Below are 16,260 nucleotides of genomic sequence, written 5' to 3' on the forward strand. Positions count from 1 at the left end.
GCGCGGCCGCCTGCGACAAGGATTCCGCCCATGCCGATGATCGATGCCGACGGCTGTCTGTTGAATGTCACCGTCGAGGGCCGCGACGGCGGGCCGACCCTGATGCTCTCGAACTCGCTCGGCTCGACCCTGCAGATGTGGGAGCCGCAGATGCGCGCCTTCACGCAGGTGTTCCGCGTGATCCGCTATGACCGGCGCGGTCATGGCAAATCGCAAGTGCCGCCCGGGCCCTACTCGATCGAGCGATTTGGCCGCGATGCGCTGGCGATTCTCGATGACCTCAACATCGAGAAGGTGCACTGGTGCGGCGTGTCGATGGGCGGCATGGTCGGACAGTGGCTCGCCGCCCATGCTCCTGAACGCATCGGCAAGCTCGTGCTCGCCAACACCACCTGCTACTACCCCGATCCGGCAATCTGGGACGCCCGCATCAAGGCGGTCGAGGACAGCGGACTCGCTGGAATCGCCGACACGGTCATCGCTGGCTGGCTGACGCAGGAGTTTCGTGATCACAATCCTGATGTCGCCGACCGGATGAAGGCAATGCTCGTGGCCACCCCTGTCGGCGGCTATCTTGCCTGCTGCGCGGCGCTGCGTGCCCTGGACCTGCGTGAGGATCTGCCGGCCATCAAGAGCCCGACCCTCGTCGTGGCCGGCCGCTACGACAAATCGACGCCGATCGCGATGGCGGAAGCAATCCGCAGCCGCATCCCCGGCGCCAGCATGACCATCGTCGATGCCGCGCACATCTCGAATGTCGAAGCGGCGGGCCAGTTCAACGATGCGGTGCTGGGCTTTCTGACCCAGCACTGATGCACCGCGATGGATCGGGGCGTCATGCCTGCTGCGGCGACGGCGTCGCCGCGGGCTCCATCTTCGGCGAAGCGGATGCGGAAGACGGCGAGGCTTGCGTCGTCGGCTTCTCCACCAGCATGACGATGGCCGTGCCGAGCAGCATCAGGAGTTCCGTGGCATGCAGACGCAACGCCTGGGGCTCCCCGACTTTGGCAGCCATGATCATGCTGAAGAAGGCGAGCATGCTGCCGAAGCCGAGCCCGATCGACAGTGCCTCGACATAGCCGGCCACCTTTCGCACCCGCGGAACCAGGATCAGCACCAGGAACATCGCGAAGAAGCCTGCGACCGTCAGTCGCGCCAGCGCAAGCAGCCAGGCGGCGCGAACCGTCTCGATGCCCGACAGCTGCAGGTGGTCGCTGATGAACAAGGCCACCGCGATATTCGGCCGCGCGAACAACCCCTGGATCGGCGACACCATGATCTGAAACGCGATGATGGTCCAGGCGGGCACGAAATAGAGCGCCAGCAGCACACCGTTGACGCAGCTGAGCCGCCAATTCCTGATCACGCAATCCTTGATCATGTCACGCCCACCTTTGCATCCCACAAACCGCCCGTCCGGCCGATTTCCAGACGAGCTAACGCCCGGCAAACGCGCCCGGCAATTTAAACCATTCGTTTACCTTAACAGGGGGGCGACGGGCGCGAGAGCCCACCGTCCAATCGCCGCAGAGACCGTGCTGATGACCTCGCCGATCAGGCCCCGAATTCCCGCGTGATAGCGGCCTTTCCGGGCCTCATCGACGCCTCCTCGAACATCTGCATCGCATCCGACATTGCGTCCGTCGGCGGCCGCTGATTCACGTCCATGCGCCTCGCAACTCTGTGCGCCACGCCATCGGTGTTCTTGACTAGCGTCAAAGTAGTCTGAAACAGATATACTACCTTAGAGGCGAACGCCGCTGCGTTTCGCACAGCGGGATCGTGATGCGGCAGGCAGCTGCCGAGCGGGAGTACCGCATGAGAGTAGCTCGGATCTTCATCGGCATCCTCCTGCTGGCCGGCGGCCTCTACATCCTGGTCGGCGAACATTTCGCCGGAACTTCGGGAGACGCGACCGTCAATGCCCGGCTTTACGTCGTGCGCGCGCCGATCGAAGGCCGCGTGACGCTGGGGGTGAGCAATATCGGCGCCAGGGTCAATGCCGGGGAACTCATGGCCGAGATCGTCGACGACCGGTTCGACACCACGCGCCTGCTCAATCTCGAGCGCGACCGTGACGAGCAGAAGATCGCGCTCAAGCGGGTTCCGGCGCAGCGTTCGGCGCTCGAGCAGGCGCGGGCCGCCTTCGCGGCCCAGTCGGCCAACTACAAGACCGGCCGCGTCCGCCAGATCGCGGCGCGCATCGCCGAGGCCAAGGCGGCGGAGGATGCCGCGGCCGCCCGGCTGAAGCTCGCGGATCTCACCTTCACGCGGGCCAACGAGCTGAAGGAACGCGGGGTCCAGACGGTCGCCGGCCTCGACCAGGCCAGCGCCTCGCTCGATATCGCCAAGCAGGATTTGGAAAGCGCGAAACAGCGCACCAACTATGTTGAGACCGAGCTCGGCTCCGCGCAATCAGGGGTCTTCATCGGCGACTCCTACAACGACGTGCCGTTCTCGATGCAGCGCATTCACGAGCTCGACCTGCGCCTCGCCGAACTTGCCGTGGACGAGCAGCAGATCCAATCCCGCCTGGTCCAATACGAGCAGCAGATCAACGCCGAACGCGTCCGGATCAACCGGCTGACCTCGGCGACGCTGAGGGCCCGCGTCCTGGGCATGGCCTGGGATTTCCTCGTCGACGATGGCGAATATGCCCGTCGCGGTCAGGATCTCGTCAAGCTGGTGGACTGCAACAGTCTCGTGGTGACCGCGAGCGTTCCCGAAAGTCTCTACGCCCGCCTGTCGATCGGCGCCCCGGTGCAGTTCCGTCTGTTCGGAGACGACCGGATATTCGATGGGACGGTGACACGTCTCGGCGGCTCGGGCGCCTCGCAACTCTACGCCAATCTCGCTGTCGGCCCGACGCCGCAGCACTTGCAGCGCTTCGACGTCACCGTTGCGGTGCCAGATCTCGCCAAGCAGCCGGATCTGTCCTGCGCCATCGGGCGCACCGGCCGGGTGATCTTCACCAGCGGACCGATCGCGGCATTGCGCGGCTTCGTCGCCCGGTACGGCTACTGATGCCGACGCTGTCACCATTCCTGTCCGCATTCGCAGTCGTTGCGATCATCGTAGGGCTGCGCGTCCTGGCGTTGCCCCTCCTGGACCCGAAGATATGGTACTGGCGGACCCTGCTCCTCAGCGGCTCGATCCTGCTGGCCTGGCGCTATGTCGTCTGGCGCTTCACCGAGACCCTTGCTCCGCCCGGCCTCACGCCGGATGGGATCCTCAGCTGGGGCTTCGCCATTCTCGAAGCGCTCACCGTTGTTTCGTCGTCCTTCGCCTTCCTGATCCTGACCAGGACCAAGGAGCGGACGACGGAGGCTGATCGCCATGCCGGCTGGTGGCTTCCGAGGCCGCCGCCTCGGGTCGACATCTTCATCACGACCTACAACGAGCAGCTCGAGGTGCTGGAGCGAACCATCGTCGGCGCCAAGGCGATCACCTATGCGGCGTTGCGCGTCTTCGTCCTCGACGACGGCAGCCGGGCCTGGCTCCGGGATTACTGCACCGAGCACGGCATCGGCTATGTCGCCCGTACCGACAAGTCGCACGCCAAGGCCGGCAACATCAACAATGCCTTGCGGCTGCGCGCGGCGGATGCGGACCGGCCGGATTTCGTCGCCGTTCTCGACGCCGATTTCGTGCCTCATCTCGACTTCGTCGAGCGGACGCTGGCGTTGTTCCACGATCCGGCTGTCGGCCTCGTACAGACGCCCCAGCACTTCTTCAACCCGGACCCGATCCAGCACAATCTCGGCATCGGCGCGGCCTATCCCGACGAGCAGCGCCACTTCTTCGACAACGTCGAGCCGGCGCGCGACGCCTGGGGCATCGCAATGTGCTGCGGCACCTCCTCGATATTCCGCGTCTCCGCCGTGGAGATGATCGGCGGCGTGCCCACCGAGAGCGTCACCGAGGATTTCCTGCTCACACTGCGCCTGTCCGCGCACGGCTACCAGACCGTGTACCTGAACGAGGCGTTGTCGGAGGGATTGGCGCCGGAAGGCCTTGCGGAATACGTCACGCAGCGCGGCCGCTGGTGCCTCGGCCTCATGCAGATCGTGCGCAACGTCTACAATCCATTCGGCTCCCATGGTCTCGATTTCTTCCACCGGCTCAGCGTGCTCGACTCGCTGCTCTATTGGACGTCGACCTATCCGTTCCGCCTCGCCGCGCTGATCTGTCCACTGCTCTACTGGTGGGGCGGGGTGACGGTGGTGAACGCCTCGATCGCCGATATCATCCGGTATTACGGCCCCTATTATCTCTCGATCATGTACACGCTGAACTGGCTGTCCAAGGGACTGTTCATTCCGATCGTCAACGATGTCTCGCAGATCGTCGCCGCCTGGCCCGTGCTCCGCGCCGCCGCTCTCGGCCTGCTCTCCCCCGGTCCGCACAAATTCTCGGTGACCGCCAAGGGCGGCGACCGCGCCAAGATCATCGTCCAATGGCCGCTGATGCGGCCCTTCCTGATCCTGATGGCGCTGACGATCGGTGGCATGATCGTGTCGCTGACGTCCGATTTCGTCTTCAATACCACGGGGACCGCGGGAGACGGCGTCATCGTCGTGATGTTCTGGACGATCTACAACATTCTGGTGCTGTCGGTGGCGATCGCCGTGTGCATCGACCGTCCACGCTACAACCGGCCGCAACGCCAGATCGTCGAGCCGATAACCCTGACGGTCGACGGCGAGCCGCAACGCGGCTGGATCGTCAATCTCGGCCCCGGCGGCGCACGCGTCAGCGGTCCGGTCGGCCTTGCGACCGGCGCCATCGGCACGCTCACCCTGCCCCTGATCGGCGATATCCAGACCAAGGTCGCGGCTCCGACGAACGACGGCTACCGGCTCATATTTGCGGTGACGCCGCAGCAGCGCGCCCAGATCATCGAGCGGCTGCACACCGCGAGCGGAGTGCCCGGCGCCGACAGCGGCGATCTCGGCCGCATGCTGAAAGAAATCGCGCGAGCCGTGGCCGATTGAGGAGAAGACAATGACGAGGCGACGGTGGAGCTTACAGACAGCGGTGTTCCTCGGCGGCACGACACTGATCGTCGTGACGGCGCTGGCCGTTGCCATCCTCTATTCGGCGTCGCTGCAGCGGCGCGGCGAGGAGCTCGCGATCGAGCAGCTGAGGACGCGCGGTGAGCTCAGCGCAAACCTGCTGGCGCGACAGTTGTACGGCACGTGGAGCGACGTGTCGCGGCTCGCCGCGATCATCGACCCCGCCGACGTCGCCGAGGCGCGCCGGCAGATCCAGTTCGTGAGCCAGTTCCAGCCGCGCTATGCCTGGCTCGGCATCGCCGACTCCGGCGGCAAGGTCATCGCGAGCAAGGACCGGATGCTGGAAGGACAAAACGTCGCCGACCTGCGCTGGTTCCGGCATGGACTCGGGGTGCCGACGGCGGTCGATGATCGCGAATCAGAGGCCCTGGGCCGGATGTTGCAGGCCGCTTCGGGACCGGACCGCTTGATCGCAATGTCGGCTCCGCTCGTGCACGACGGCGCCCCCGCCGGCGTCATCGGGGCCCAGATCGATTGGAAATGGGTGATCGAATCCGTCGCGGCGCTGGCGTCGCGCGACATCGATCTGGTGTTGCTGTCGCGCGAGAGCATCGTGCTGTTCGGCCCGCCGGATCTCGTCGGCAAGCAACTGACGATCGGCTCGGCGCAGGCCGCAAGCCGCGGGGCCTCGGTCGCGCTCATCGAGCGATGGCCCGACGGCAAGGATTATTTCACCCTCACGTTCCCCACCGTGAAGTACGCCGATCTGCCGAGCTTCGGCTGGTCCCTTCTGATCCGGCAGGACGCCGTTGCCGCGATGGTGCCGACCCGCCAGCTTGTGCGCTCGTTTTGGTTCAACGTTGCCGGTGGCGTGTTCTCGATCCTGGTGCTGCTCAATTTCGCCGCGAAATGGGTGGTGACGCCGATGCGCCGTCTTGCCCAGGCCGCCGAGACCATGGTGAAAGATCCGTTTTCTGGCATGGTGGCGCGGGAAACCCGGTACGATGAGGCGACGCGGCTGCGCGACGCCTTGGTCAGGCTCCAGTCGAAGCTGATGGCAAAAGTGCCTGGTTCGACGGAAGACAGCGGTAGCGGCATATAGCGGCGCCAGCAACCGGTGCGAGAACCCTCCTTTTCGGCGCTACGTGCTGGGTTCCCAAGCGGTCATTTGATGGCGACGGCCGGCCCCGAGGAAGGCAGGGGAACCGCGCCATCAAAGGAGGCGGGATAAGCCCGCAATTGTGGCACTGCACGCTGTTGCGGCACCCGGTTCCGAACTGTTAGTACTGCCGCACGCGTCGCCTTGGGCGCGGGTGCGTCTCCAGGCATACCGGCACCCGCTCTACAAGGCCCCCGCCGCGTTGCGAACCGGTATCGGCAGTCTCACTCACGGCAGTTCATGGATTATTTCGCGCAACAGCTCATCAACGGCCTCGTCCTTGGCTCGATCTACGGCCTGATCGCCATCGGCTACACCATGGTCTACGGCATCGTCGGCATGATCAATTTCGCCCATGGCGACATCTTCATGATCGGCGGCTTCATCGCGCTGATCTGCTTCCTGGTCCTGGTGTCGCTGGGCCTGACCGCGGTTCCGGTGATCCTGCTGATCGTGCTGCTGGTGTCGATGGCCATCACGGCGCTCTATGGGTGGACCATCGAACGCATCGCCTATCGCCCGCTGCGGCACTCGTTCCGCCTGGCGCCGATGCTGTCCGCCATCGGCATGTCGTTCGTCCTCACCAACTATTCGCAGGTGTCGCAGGGCGCGCGCGTCAAGCCGGTGCCGCCGATCATCACCGGCGGCTACACGCTGCACGAGGGCGCGGGCGGCTTCGTCGTCCAGCTCTCCAACATCCAGATCGTGGTGGTCATCACCACCATCGTTCTGCTCGCGCTGTTCACCTGGCTGGTATCCCGCACGCGGCTCGGCCGCGACATGCGCGCCTGCGAGCAGGATCAGACCATGGCGGCACTGCTGGGCGTCGACGTCGACCGCACCATCTCGATGACCTTCGTGATCGGCGCGGCGCTCGCGGCCGTCGCCGGCATGATGTACCTGCTGTATTACGGCCTGGTCGATTTCTTCATGGGCTTCGTCGCCGGCATCAAGGCGTTCACGGCGGCGGTGCTCGGCGGCATTGGCTCGCTGCCGGGCGCGATGCTCGGAGGCCTCGCGATCGGACTGATCGAGACGTTCTGGTCGGCTTATTTTTCGGTGGAGTACAAGGACGTCGCGGCATTCTCGATCCTGATCGTGGTGCTGATTTTCCTGCCAACCGGCCTGCTCGGCCGGCCCGAAGTCGAAAAAGTCTGAAGATGGAGTCCGCGTGAGCGCGTCCCTTCCCGCCTCGTCGAAAGGCTCCGAACCGGTCGGAGCCGCCTTCATCCTCAAGAAGGCCTTTCTCAGCGCACTGGTCGCTCTCGGTCTGTTCTCCCTGATGGTCGGCATCCGCACCGAAGCGGGTCAGAGCGGCCAGCTCGTATACTGGACCCGCTTCGGCGACCTCGCCAGCCTGGTTGTGGCGGTGTTCGTCGGCTCGATCGCGGTCGAGCTGCTGCGGCTGTGGCTCGGACCGCGCGGCGGCCTCGGCAGCTTCGTGCCGCCGTCCGTGCGGAGCGGCATGTCGGTAGCCGGCCGCTATCTCGCGCCGGCGCTGCTGATCTTCACCTTGCTGGTACCGGTGATCTTCTACAATCAGCGTTACATTCTCGACCTCGGCATTTTGGTCCTTACCTACGTCATGCTGGGTTGGGGCCTCAACGTCGTGGTCGGTCTCGCCGGCCTGCTCGACCTCGGCTACGTCGCGTTCTACGCCGTCGGCGCCTATTCCTACGGCCTGCTCTCGACCACCTTCGGCCTGTCGTTCTGGGTCTGCCTGCCGCTCGCCGGCATTCTCGCCGCCTTCTGGGGCGTGCTGCTCGGCTTTCCGGTGCTGCGGCTGCGCGGTGACTACCTCGCCATCGTCACCCTGGCCTTTGGCGAGATCATCCGCCTCGTCCTCATCAACTGGCAGGACGTGACCGGCGGTCCCAACGGCGTCTCCGGGATTCCGCGACCGACGTTGTTCGGCATTCCGCTCGCACCGGGCGAAGGCGGCCTTGCATCGATGCTCGGCATCCCGTTCTCGCCGACGCATCGCATCGTTTTTCTGTTCTATCTGATCCTGGCGCTGGCACTCCTGACCAACTGGGTCACCATCCGGCTGCGCCGGCTGCCGATCGGCCGGGCCTGGGAAGCGCTGCGCGAGGACGAGGTCGCCTGCCGCGCGCTCGGCATCAACATCACCACCACCAAGCTGACCGCATTTGCGACCGGCGCGATGTTCGGCGGTTTCGCCGGCGCCTTCTTCGCCACGCGCCAGGGCTTCATCAGCCCGGAATCCTTCACCTTCCAGGAATCGGCGCTGGTGCTCGCCATCGTCGTGCTCGGCGGCATGGGGTCGCAGCTCGGCGTGGCGCTGGCGGCGCTCGCCATGATCGGCGGCTTCGAGCTGTTCAGAAGCCTCGAGGGCTACCGCATGCTGGTGTTCGGTCTCGCCATGGTGCTGGTGATGATCTGGCGGCCGCGCGGCATTGTCGGCCATCGCGCGCCGACCGTATTCCTGGAAAAATCCAAGAGCATCTCTTCGGACCTCGTCAAGGAAGGCCACGGATGAGCTCCGCTCCCATTCTCGCACTCGAAAACCTCACCATGCGCTTCGGCGGCATCGTCGCCGTCAATGCGCTGTCGTTCACCGCGCAACGCACGCAGATCACGGCCCTGATCGGCCCCAACGGCGCCGGCAAGACCACCGTGTTCAACTGCATCACCGGCTTCTACAAGCCGACCTCCGGCGTCATCCGCCTGACCCATGATGACGGCGCGCAGTTCGAGATGCAGAAGCTGAAGGACTTCAACATCTCCAAGCAGGCCAAGGTAGCGCGGACGTTCCAGAACATCCGGCTGTTTCCGGGCATGACGGCGCTCGAGAACCTGATGGTCGCGCAGCACAACGCGCTGATGCGCGCGTCCGGCATGACGGTGCTCGGGCTGCTCGGCGTGCCCTCGTGGCGCGCGGCCGAGCGGAACGCGATCGATGCGGCCGTGTTCTGGCTGAAGCGCGTCGGGCTGATCGACCGCGCCGACGACGCGGCCGGCAATCTCGCCTATGGCGACCAGCGTCGGCTGGAGATCGCGCGCGCGATGTGCACCTCGCCGGCCCTGCTCTGCCTCGACGAACCGGCCGCCGGCCTCAACGCGCGCGAGAGTGCGGCCCTCAGCGAGTTGCTGCTGTCGATCCGGGCCGATCACGCCACGTCGATCCTGCTGATCGAGCACGACATGAGCGTCGTGATGGAAATCTCCGACCGCGTCGTCGTGATGGACTACGGCGTCAAGATCGCCGAGGGCACGCCGCGCGAGATCCGCGACGATCCGAAGGTCATCGCCGCCTATCTCGGCACCGACGAGGAAGAGGCCGCAGCCGTGATGGAGGCCGAGGCGTGAGTGCGTCCCTGCTCGCGATCCGCAATCTGCGCGCGTCCTACGGCAAAATCGAAGCGCTGAAGGGCGTCGATCTCGACATCAAGCCGGGCGAGATCGTCGCGCTGATCGGCGCCAACGGCGCCGGCAAGTCGACGCTGATGATGTCGATCTTCGGCCGCCCGCGCGCAAGCTCCGGCAACATCGTCTACGACGGCAACGACATCACACAGGTGCCGACGCATCAGATCGCGCGGCTGCGCATCGCGCAGTCGCCGGAGGGACGCCGCATCTTTCCGCGCATGAGCGTGGCGGAAAACCTGCAGATGGGCGCCGACGCCGGCGAGACGACCGACGCGGAGCGGGCCAGCACGCTGGAGCGCGTCTTCGCCCTGTTCCCGCGCCTGAAGGAGCGCGTCGACCAGCGCGGCGGTACGCTATCCGGTGGCGAGCAGCAGATGCTGGCGATCGGGCGCGCGCTGATGAGCCGGCCGCGCCTGCTGCTTCTGGATGAGCCCTCGCTCGGCTTGGCGCCGCTGATCGCCCGCCAGATTTTCGACGCCATTCGGACACTCAACCGCCAGGACGGTCTGACCGTGCTGATCGTCGAGCAGAACGCCAATCACGCGCTGAAGCTCGCCCATCGCGGCTATGTGCTGGTCAACGGCCTGATTACGCTGTCGGGCACCGGCACCGAGCTGCTGCAGCGACCGGAGATCCGCGCTGCCTATCTGGAGGGCGGCCGCCACTGAGGCGGGCCCTCAAAACCCGGCCAGAATGGCCTTAGTCCTTCGTAGGTGTGGTCAAAAATTGCCGGTGACTTCGCCGGAAAATCAGCCACAATGCGCGCGGTCTGCGGCCCGCCGTTCGGGCCGTTCCGTGTCGACCTACCCCCGCGAGGATTTCTCATGAAACCACTCAAACTCATCGGCTTGGCTCTGGGCGCATCGCTGGCGCTCTCGACTGCTGCCTTCGCCGAAGACATCAACATCGCCGTGGCCGGCCCGATGACCGGCAGTGAATCGGCCTTCGGCCGCCAGATGCAGAACGGCGCCGAGATGGCGGTCGCCGACCTCAATGCCGCCGGTGGCGTGCTCGGCAAGAAGCTCGCACTGCAGGTGGGTGACGATGCCTGCGATCCGAAGCAGGCGCGTTCGGTTGCCGAAAAGCTCGCCGGCTCCGGCATTCCGTTCGTCGCCGGCCATTTCTGCTCGTCGTCGTCGATCCCGGCCTCCGAGGCCTATGCCGACAGCAACGTGCTGCAGATCACGCCGGCCTCGACCAACCCGCTGTTCACCGAGCGCAAGCTGTGGAACGTGGCGCGCGTCTGCGGCCGTGACGACCAGCAGGGTCTCGTCGCCGCCAACTACATCGCGAAGAACTTCAAGGGCAAGAACATCGCGATCCTCAACGACAAGACCACCTACGGCAAGGGTCTCGCCGACGAGACCAAGAAGGCGCTGAACAAGGCCGGCGTCACCGAGAAGATGTTCGAGTCCTACAACAAGGGCGACAAGGACTTCAACGCCATCGTCTCCCGCTTGAAGCGTGACAACATCGATCTCGTCTATGTCGGCGGCTATCATCAGGAAGCCGGCCTCATCCTGCGCCAGATGCGCGACCAGGGTCTCAAGACCATCCTGATGGCGGGCGACGCGATGAACGACAAGGAGTTCGCTTCGATCACCGGTCCGGCCGCGGAAGGCACGCTGTTCACCTTCGGCCCCGAGCCGCGCAACAAGCCGACCGCGAAGGCGATCGTGGACAAGTTCAAGGCCAAGAACATCGATCCCGAGGGCTATACGCTCTACACCTACGCCGCGATCCAGGTCTGGTCGCAGGCCGTCAAGAAGGCCAACACCACCGACGCCAAGAAGGTGATGGACACCATCAAGGCCGGCGAGTGGGACACGGTGCTGGGCAAGCTCGGCTTCGACGCCAAGGGCGACATCAAGCAGATCGACTACGTCGTCTACAAGTGGGACGCCAAGGGCGGCTACGCCGAGCTCGGCGGCAAGGGCTCCTGATAGGAACTCTGACCGTCTCGATCATCATCAGCAAAATACAAACGCCCCGGTCCTGGACCGGGGCGTTCTGCTGAGCGCTTGGTCGTCGTTGAGGCCCCCCGACCGTGGGGAACCACGTCGTACGGAGCAACAGACCGGCTCAGCCGGCACAGGCCGAAAGCGATGGGGCCCCCTTCGCCGCCACTGCTGCACGGGCCGTTTCAACGGCACGCATCAGCTCGGCCGGGCGGAACGGTTTCTGCAGGTAAACGACACGGGTCAGCTCGTCCGACATCGACGCGCCATCGAAGGCAGTCATGCCGGAGACGGCGACCACCGGAACGTCGGGAACCAGCGCGCGCATACTGCTGACCAGATCGAGCCCGTTGGAATCATCGAGATAGATGTCGACGATGACGGCATCGAATGCCTGGTCGCGGAACAACTGCAGTCCGGACGCAGCGGTTCCCGCTTCGACCACGTCGAACTGATTGACGCGCAGCACCATACAGATCATGGCGCGCACATCCTTCTGATCGTCGACCACCAGAATCCGTGGCATCAACTTCTCCAGAATTTTTCCGTTGGACAGCCTACAACGTAGAAAGAAATCGGACACAACTATGAGTATATTTATCTCATTTGCGGTAAAGGTGCGGTTACTCCAACTATTGACTCATTCTACAGAACGATCCGATCTGGTACCATACAACCTTCATTAGAATAGTGATTTTCTTCGCGCATCAGCTGTAAACCTCCCCGCTTGCAAGTCGGCTCTGTTGCGCAGGACCCTTGGAGATGCAGAGCATCAAGGATCATCGCGAAGTCCTCCTGTCGACGTCCACCGCGACGCGCCGAGACCAAATCGCAGCGCTCGCGGCGGTTGCGATCTCGACCTTGCTGTTTGCCGCCGCCGCTCCCTTTGCCAAGGTGCAGTTGCCGCCGGTGCCTGCGTTCGTCGCGAGCTACCAGTCGGCGCTGGCGCTGAACGATCTCATCACCGCGTTCCTGCTGTTCTCCCAGTTCGTGCTGCTTCGCTCGCGACCGTTGCTGTGGTTGGCCTGCGGTTACCTGTTTACCGCGCCGGCCTCGCTGCTGCACACGCTGGTGTTCCCAGGCCTGTATTCTCAGACCGGCCTGCTCGATGCAGGGCCGCAGACCGCAGCCTGGATCTACATGATCTGGCACGGCGCGTTCCCCTTGTTCGTTCTGGTCTATGCGCTGCACGACCGTCTCCGTCCGGCGCCCGTTGGGTCGGTTGCGCTGTCTCTCTCGGTCGCCGTGCTCGGCGTGGCGGTTGCACTTGCGGCACTCACCTGGGCGGTGATCGCCCATGATACGGCGCTGCCTGCGCTCGTCCGCGATGACGCTGCCACTCCGGCTTTGAAGATCGCGGTCGGCGCCATCTGGTGCGTAACATCGGCTGCCCTGCTCGTCCTGGCGTTGCGCAGGCCGCACAGCATTCTCGACCTCTGGGTCATGGTGGTGCTGTGCGCTTGGCTGTTCGATCTCTCGCTCTCCTCGCTGCTCAACGCCGCCCGGTTCGACCTCGGCTACTATGCGGGCCGCATCTATGGCTTGCTGGCAGCGAGCTTCGTCCTCGGCGTCCTGCTCGCCGACAATGTCAGGCTGCAGACGAGGCTCACGCGGCTGCTGCAGCAGCAGCGCCGGCAGAGCGAAAGCGAGCGGGCACGCTTCATCGCGCGGGAGCGGCTGTTCAGCGCTGTGGTGGAATCCTCCAACGACGCCATCATCACGCTGACGCTGCAGGGCAAGATCACGTCCTGGAATCGCGCCGCCGAACACCTGTTCGGATACGGCGCAGACGAGGCGCTTGGCAACGACGTCGGCCTGATCGTGCCCGCCGAACGGCGCAGCGAAGTCGATCGCATCCTGAGCCGGATCGGCGGCGGCGAGAAGATCGAGCATCACGAGACGATCCGCCGCCACAAGGACGGCCGCGAGATCGAAGTATCGCTCGGCGTGTCGCCGATCCTCGACGCGCATGGTGTGGTCATCGGCGCCTCGAAGGTGGCGCACGACATCACCGAGAGCAAGCGCACCCGAACCGCCCTGACCCGTGAGACCGAGGAGCGCCGCCGCATCTTCGAGACCTCGCAGGACCTGATCCTGGTTGCCAACTCCTACGGACAATTGATGCAGGTCAGCCCGAGCGCGCTGGACGTGCTCGGCTACCGGCCGGAGGAGATGGTCGGCCGCAATGCCAGCGACTTCGTCTATCCGCCCGAGCTCGAGGCGGTCCGTAGCCAGATGCGCGCCTGCCGCCGCGGCCGCGACGTCCGTAATTTCGAGGCGCAGCTCATGCACAAGGAAGGCCGCGGCGTCGTCCTGAACTGGATGGCGAGCTGGTCGGAGCCGGTGCAGCGCCACTTCTTCGTCGGCCGCGACCTCACCGAGAAGCGCGCGGCCGAGGCGCAGTTCCGCCAGGCGCAGAAGATGGAGGCGGTCGGTCAGCTCACCGGCGGCGTCGCCCACGACTTCAACAACATCCTCACCGTCATCACCGGCAGCATCGGCATTCTTGCCGACGCCGTCTCCGACCGGCCGGAGCTCGCCTCCGTCGCCAAGCTGATCGACGACTCCGCCGACCGCGGCGCGCAGCTCACGCGGCAGTTGCTGGCCTTCGCCCGCAAGCAGCCGCTGCAGCCGACGGATCTCGACGTCAACGCGCTGTTGAACGAGACCGCAGCCTTGCTGCAGCCGACGCTCGGCGCGCAGATCGAGATCGAGCGTATCCTTGACGCCGATCCCTGCACTGCGCTCGCCGATCCGAACCAGCTCGCCACCGCGGTCATCAATCTCGCGCTCAATGCGCGTGATGCGATGCCGCAGGGCGGCAAGCTCACGCTGGAGACCGCGAACGTCACGCTCGACCGGGACTATGCCGACGTCCATAGCGAGGTCATCGTCGGTGACTACGTGATGATCGCCGTGAGCGACACCGGCTGTGGCATTCCGCCGGCCTATCTCGAGAAGGTGTTCGATCCGTTCTTCTCGACCAAGGGCACCGGCAAGGGCACGGGGCTCGGCCTCAGCATGGTGTTCGGTTTCGTCAAGCAGTCCGGCGGCCACATCAAGATCTACAGCGAGGTCGGCCACGGCACCTCGATCAAGCTGTATCTGCCGCGCTCGGCGTCCACTCCGGCGGCCAGCGCGGGCTTGCAGGCGCCAGACGCGCGCGGCGGCAATGAGACGATCCTGATCGTGGAAGACGATCCGCTTGTACGCCAGCACGTGATCGCCCAGGTCGGCAGCCTCGGCTACACCACCCTGGCTGCAGCCAATGCCGCCGAGGCGCTCGACGTGCTCGAGCGCCATCCGGAGATCGACCTGCTGTTCACCGACGTCATCATGCCCGGCGCCATGAACGGCCGCCAGCTCGCCGACGCCGCGCGGGTGCGGCGGCCGGCGCTGCGGACGCTGTTCACCTCGGGCTACACCGAGAACGCGATCGTGCACCACGGCCGCCTCGACGCCGGCGTGCTGCTGCTGCCCAAGCCTTACCGGAAGCCAGAGCTGGCCCGCATGATCCGTATCGCGCTGGAGCGCTGAAGCACGCGCCCGGATCGGCGTAAGCGACATCCGGGCCTACCGGCGCGGCACGTGAGACCCGGATGTCGCCTCCCCCCCCTCGCGCCCGCGGGACGCAAGCGGGGCGCTCATACCAGCGCCGAGGCGCGTGCCCTCCTGCATTGAGGCCTCGCGCCGGCCGCGCTATCCATCCGGCATCATCATCTGCAGCGAGGGACGATCGTGCAGAATCTCCTCACCGACATCCCCGGCGTACGCGTAGGCCATGCCCATGACGCAGCGCTCGCTTCCGGCGTGACCGCGATCCTGTTCGATCAGCCGGCGGTCGCCGCGATCGACATCCGTGGCGGCGGACCCGGGGTGCGCGAGGATGCGCTGCTCGATCCTGCGAATACGGTGGAACGGGTCGACGGCATTGCCCTGTCGGGAGGCTCGGCGTTCGGGCTCGAGGCCGCGAGCGGCATTCAGGCCTGGCTGGCGGAACAGGGGCGCGGCTTTGCCGTGCGCGACGCGCTGATCCCGATCGTCCCCGGCGCGATCGTGTTCGACCTCTTGAACGGCGGCAACAAGGCCTGGGGCCGCTACGCGCCGTATCGCGAGCTCGGCTACGCGGCCGCGGCGGCGGCCAGCACGACCTTCGCGCTCGGCAGCGTCGGTGCCGGGCTCGGCGCCACCACGGCCAACCTGCAGGGCGGGCTCGGCTCGGCGTCGGCGACGACGACAGGCGGCATCAAGGTTGCGGCCATTGTTGTGGTGAATGCGGTCGGCAGCGTCACCGTCGGCGACGGTCCGTGGTTCTGGGCGGCACCGTACGAGATCGACGGCGAGTTCGGCGGCCGCGGCCTGCCGGCCGCCTTCACGACGGACATGCTGGCGATGCGCATCAAGGGCGGCCCGGCAGCATCGGCCTCCGAGAACACGACGATCAGCCTCGTCGTGACCGATGCCATCCTGACTAAGGCGCAGGCCAAGCGGCTCGCGATGATGGCGCAGACCGGCATGGCGCGCGCGATCTATCCGGTGCATCTGCCGCTCGACGGCGACATCGTGTTCGCGGCCGCGACCTGCACCAGGCCGATCGAGCCGCTGGTCGAGCTGAGTGAGCTCGGCATGGTCGCGGCCAACGTCCTGGCGCGCGCGATCGCCCGCGGCGTCTATCACGCGAGGCCGCTGCCGTTCGCCGGCGCGCTGCCGTCCTGGCAAGGCCGCTTCGGCAGTTGAG

The 16,260-nt window shown here is 65.6% G+C and carries 13 protein-coding genes; 11 read left to right on the plus strand and 2 right to left on the minus strand.

The features are described from left to right. Positions 1-30 precede the first annotated feature (30 nt). On the plus strand, positions 31-813 hold the full coding sequence (gene pcaD, locus ACQR13_RS08975) for a 3-oxoadipate enol-lactonase (RefSeq protein WP_315749364.1): 783 nt from the start codon (positions 31-33) through the stop codon (positions 811-813). 22 nt (positions 814-835) lie between these two features. Here pcaD and ACQR13_RS08980 read toward each other — a convergent pair whose 3' ends face one another. After that, positions 836-1,381 (minus strand): hypothetical protein, encoded by a 546-nt coding sequence (locus ACQR13_RS08980; protein ID WP_316192761.1) that lies wholly within the window; start codon positions 1,379-1,381, stop codon positions 836-838. A gap of 437 nt (positions 1,382-1,818) precedes the next feature. On the opposite strand from ACQR13_RS08980, the gene ACQR13_RS08985 reads away from it, so the two are divergent. The 8 genes from ACQR13_RS08985 (at position 1,819) to ACQR13_RS09020 (ending at position 11,507) form a co-directional block, all read left to right on the plus strand. Then, positions 1,819-3,024, plus strand: a complete 1,206-nt coding sequence (locus ACQR13_RS08985) for an HlyD family secretion protein (RefSeq protein WP_315714768.1) — start codon at positions 1,819-1,821, stop codon at positions 3,022-3,024. Further along, positions 3,024-4,994 (plus strand): glycosyltransferase family 2 protein, encoded by a 1,971-nt coding sequence (locus ACQR13_RS08990; protein ID WP_316192762.1) that lies wholly within the window; start codon positions 3,024-3,026, stop codon positions 4,992-4,994. The genes ACQR13_RS08985 and ACQR13_RS08990 overlap by 1 nt, the downstream gene beginning before the upstream one ends. 43 nt (positions 4,995-5,037) lie before the next feature. Further along, a complete protein-coding gene (locus tag ACQR13_RS08995; protein ID WP_315714771.1) occupies positions 5,038-6,117 on the plus strand; it encodes a hypothetical protein in 1,080 nt (359 codons plus the stop codon). 297 nt (positions 6,118-6,414) lie between these two features. After that, positions 6,415-7,332: an ABC transporter permease subunit gene (locus ACQR13_RS09000; protein ID WP_315714772.1), complete on the plus strand. Its 918-nt coding sequence runs from the start codon at positions 6,415-6,417 to the stop codon at positions 7,330-7,332. 13 nt (positions 7,333-7,345) lie between these two features. Further along, the gene (gene livM / locus ACQR13_RS09005) at positions 7,346-8,674 is read left to right on the plus strand and encodes a high-affinity branched-chain amino acid ABC transporter permease LivM (RefSeq protein ID WP_315714773.1); all 1,329 of its coding nucleotides are present in this window, start codon (positions 7,346-7,348) and stop codon (positions 8,672-8,674) included. After that, positions 8,671-9,504, plus strand: coding sequence for an ABC transporter ATP-binding protein (locus ACQR13_RS09010; RefSeq protein ID WP_315714774.1), 834 nt, complete (start codon positions 8,671-8,673; stop codon positions 9,502-9,504). Before livM ends, ACQR13_RS09010 begins: the two co-directional genes overlap by 4 nt. Continuing rightward, a complete protein-coding gene (locus tag ACQR13_RS09015; RefSeq protein WP_315749359.1) occupies positions 9,501-10,232 on the plus strand; it encodes an ABC transporter ATP-binding protein in 732 nt (243 codons plus the stop codon). Before ACQR13_RS09010 ends, ACQR13_RS09015 begins: the two co-directional genes overlap by 4 nt. Positions 10,233-10,388: 156 nt before the next feature. Next, on the plus strand, positions 10,389-11,507 hold the full coding sequence (locus ACQR13_RS09020) for a branched-chain amino acid ABC transporter substrate-binding protein (RefSeq protein WP_315737407.1): 1,119 nt from the start codon (positions 10,389-10,391) through the stop codon (positions 11,505-11,507). A 139-nt stretch (positions 11,508-11,646) separates the two neighbouring features. Here ACQR13_RS09020 and ACQR13_RS09025 read toward each other — a convergent pair whose 3' ends face one another. Next, entirely contained in the window at positions 11,647-12,048 is a 402-nt protein-coding gene (locus tag ACQR13_RS09025) for a response regulator (protein ID WP_315750016.1), read from the minus strand. Positions 12,049-12,284: 236 nt separating this feature from the next. Between ACQR13_RS09025 and ACQR13_RS09030 the strand changes: the two genes are divergently transcribed. After that, positions 12,285-15,059, plus strand: coding sequence for a PAS domain S-box protein (locus ACQR13_RS09030; protein WP_434862759.1), 2,775 nt, complete (start codon positions 12,285-12,287; stop codon positions 15,057-15,059). 201 nt (positions 15,060-15,260) lie between these two features. Next, positions 15,261-16,259, plus strand: a complete 999-nt coding sequence (locus ACQR13_RS09035; RefSeq protein ID WP_316170290.1) for a P1 family peptidase — start codon at positions 15,261-15,263, stop codon at positions 16,257-16,259. Position 16,260 lies beyond the last annotated feature (1 nt).

The sequence above is a fragment of the Bradyrhizobium sp. HKCCYLRH3059 genome, assembly GCF_051168035.1.
In the GTDB taxonomy this organism is placed as follows: Bacteria; Pseudomonadota; Alphaproteobacteria; order Rhizobiales; family Xanthobacteraceae; genus Bradyrhizobium.

Excerpts from the sequence above, each read along its gene's own strand:
- ACQR13_RS08980 (WP_316192761.1), bottom strand. The coding sequence starts at position 1,381 with ATGATCAAGGATTGCGTGATCAGGAATTGGCGGCTCAGCTGCGTCAAC.
- ACQR13_RS09000 (WP_315714772.1), top strand. The coding sequence starts at position 6,415 with ATGGATTATTTCGCGCAACAGCTCATCAACGGCCTCGTCCTTGGCTCG.
- ACQR13_RS09025 (WP_315750016.1), bottom strand. The coding sequence starts at position 12,048 with ATGCCACGGATTCTGGTGGTCGACGATCAGAAGGATGTGCGCGCCATG.
- pcaD (WP_315749364.1), top strand. The coding sequence starts at position 31 with ATGCCGATGATCGATGCCGACGGCTGTCTGTTGAATGTCACCGTCGAG.
- ACQR13_RS09030 (WP_434862759.1), top strand. The coding sequence starts at position 12,285 with ATGCAGAGCATCAAGGATCATCGCGAAGTCCTCCTGTCGACGTCCACC.
- ACQR13_RS09010 (WP_315714774.1), top strand. The coding sequence starts at position 8,671 with ATGAGCTCCGCTCCCATTCTCGCACTCGAAAACCTCACCATGCGCTTC.
- ACQR13_RS09020 (WP_315737407.1), top strand. The coding sequence starts at position 10,389 with ATGAAACCACTCAAACTCATCGGCTTGGCTCTGGGCGCATCGCTGGCG.
- ACQR13_RS08985 (WP_315714768.1), top strand. The coding sequence starts at position 1,819 with ATGAGAGTAGCTCGGATCTTCATCGGCATCCTCCTGCTGGCCGGCGGC.
- ACQR13_RS08990 (WP_316192762.1), top strand. The coding sequence starts at position 3,024 with ATGCCGACGCTGTCACCATTCCTGTCCGCATTCGCAGTCGTTGCGATC.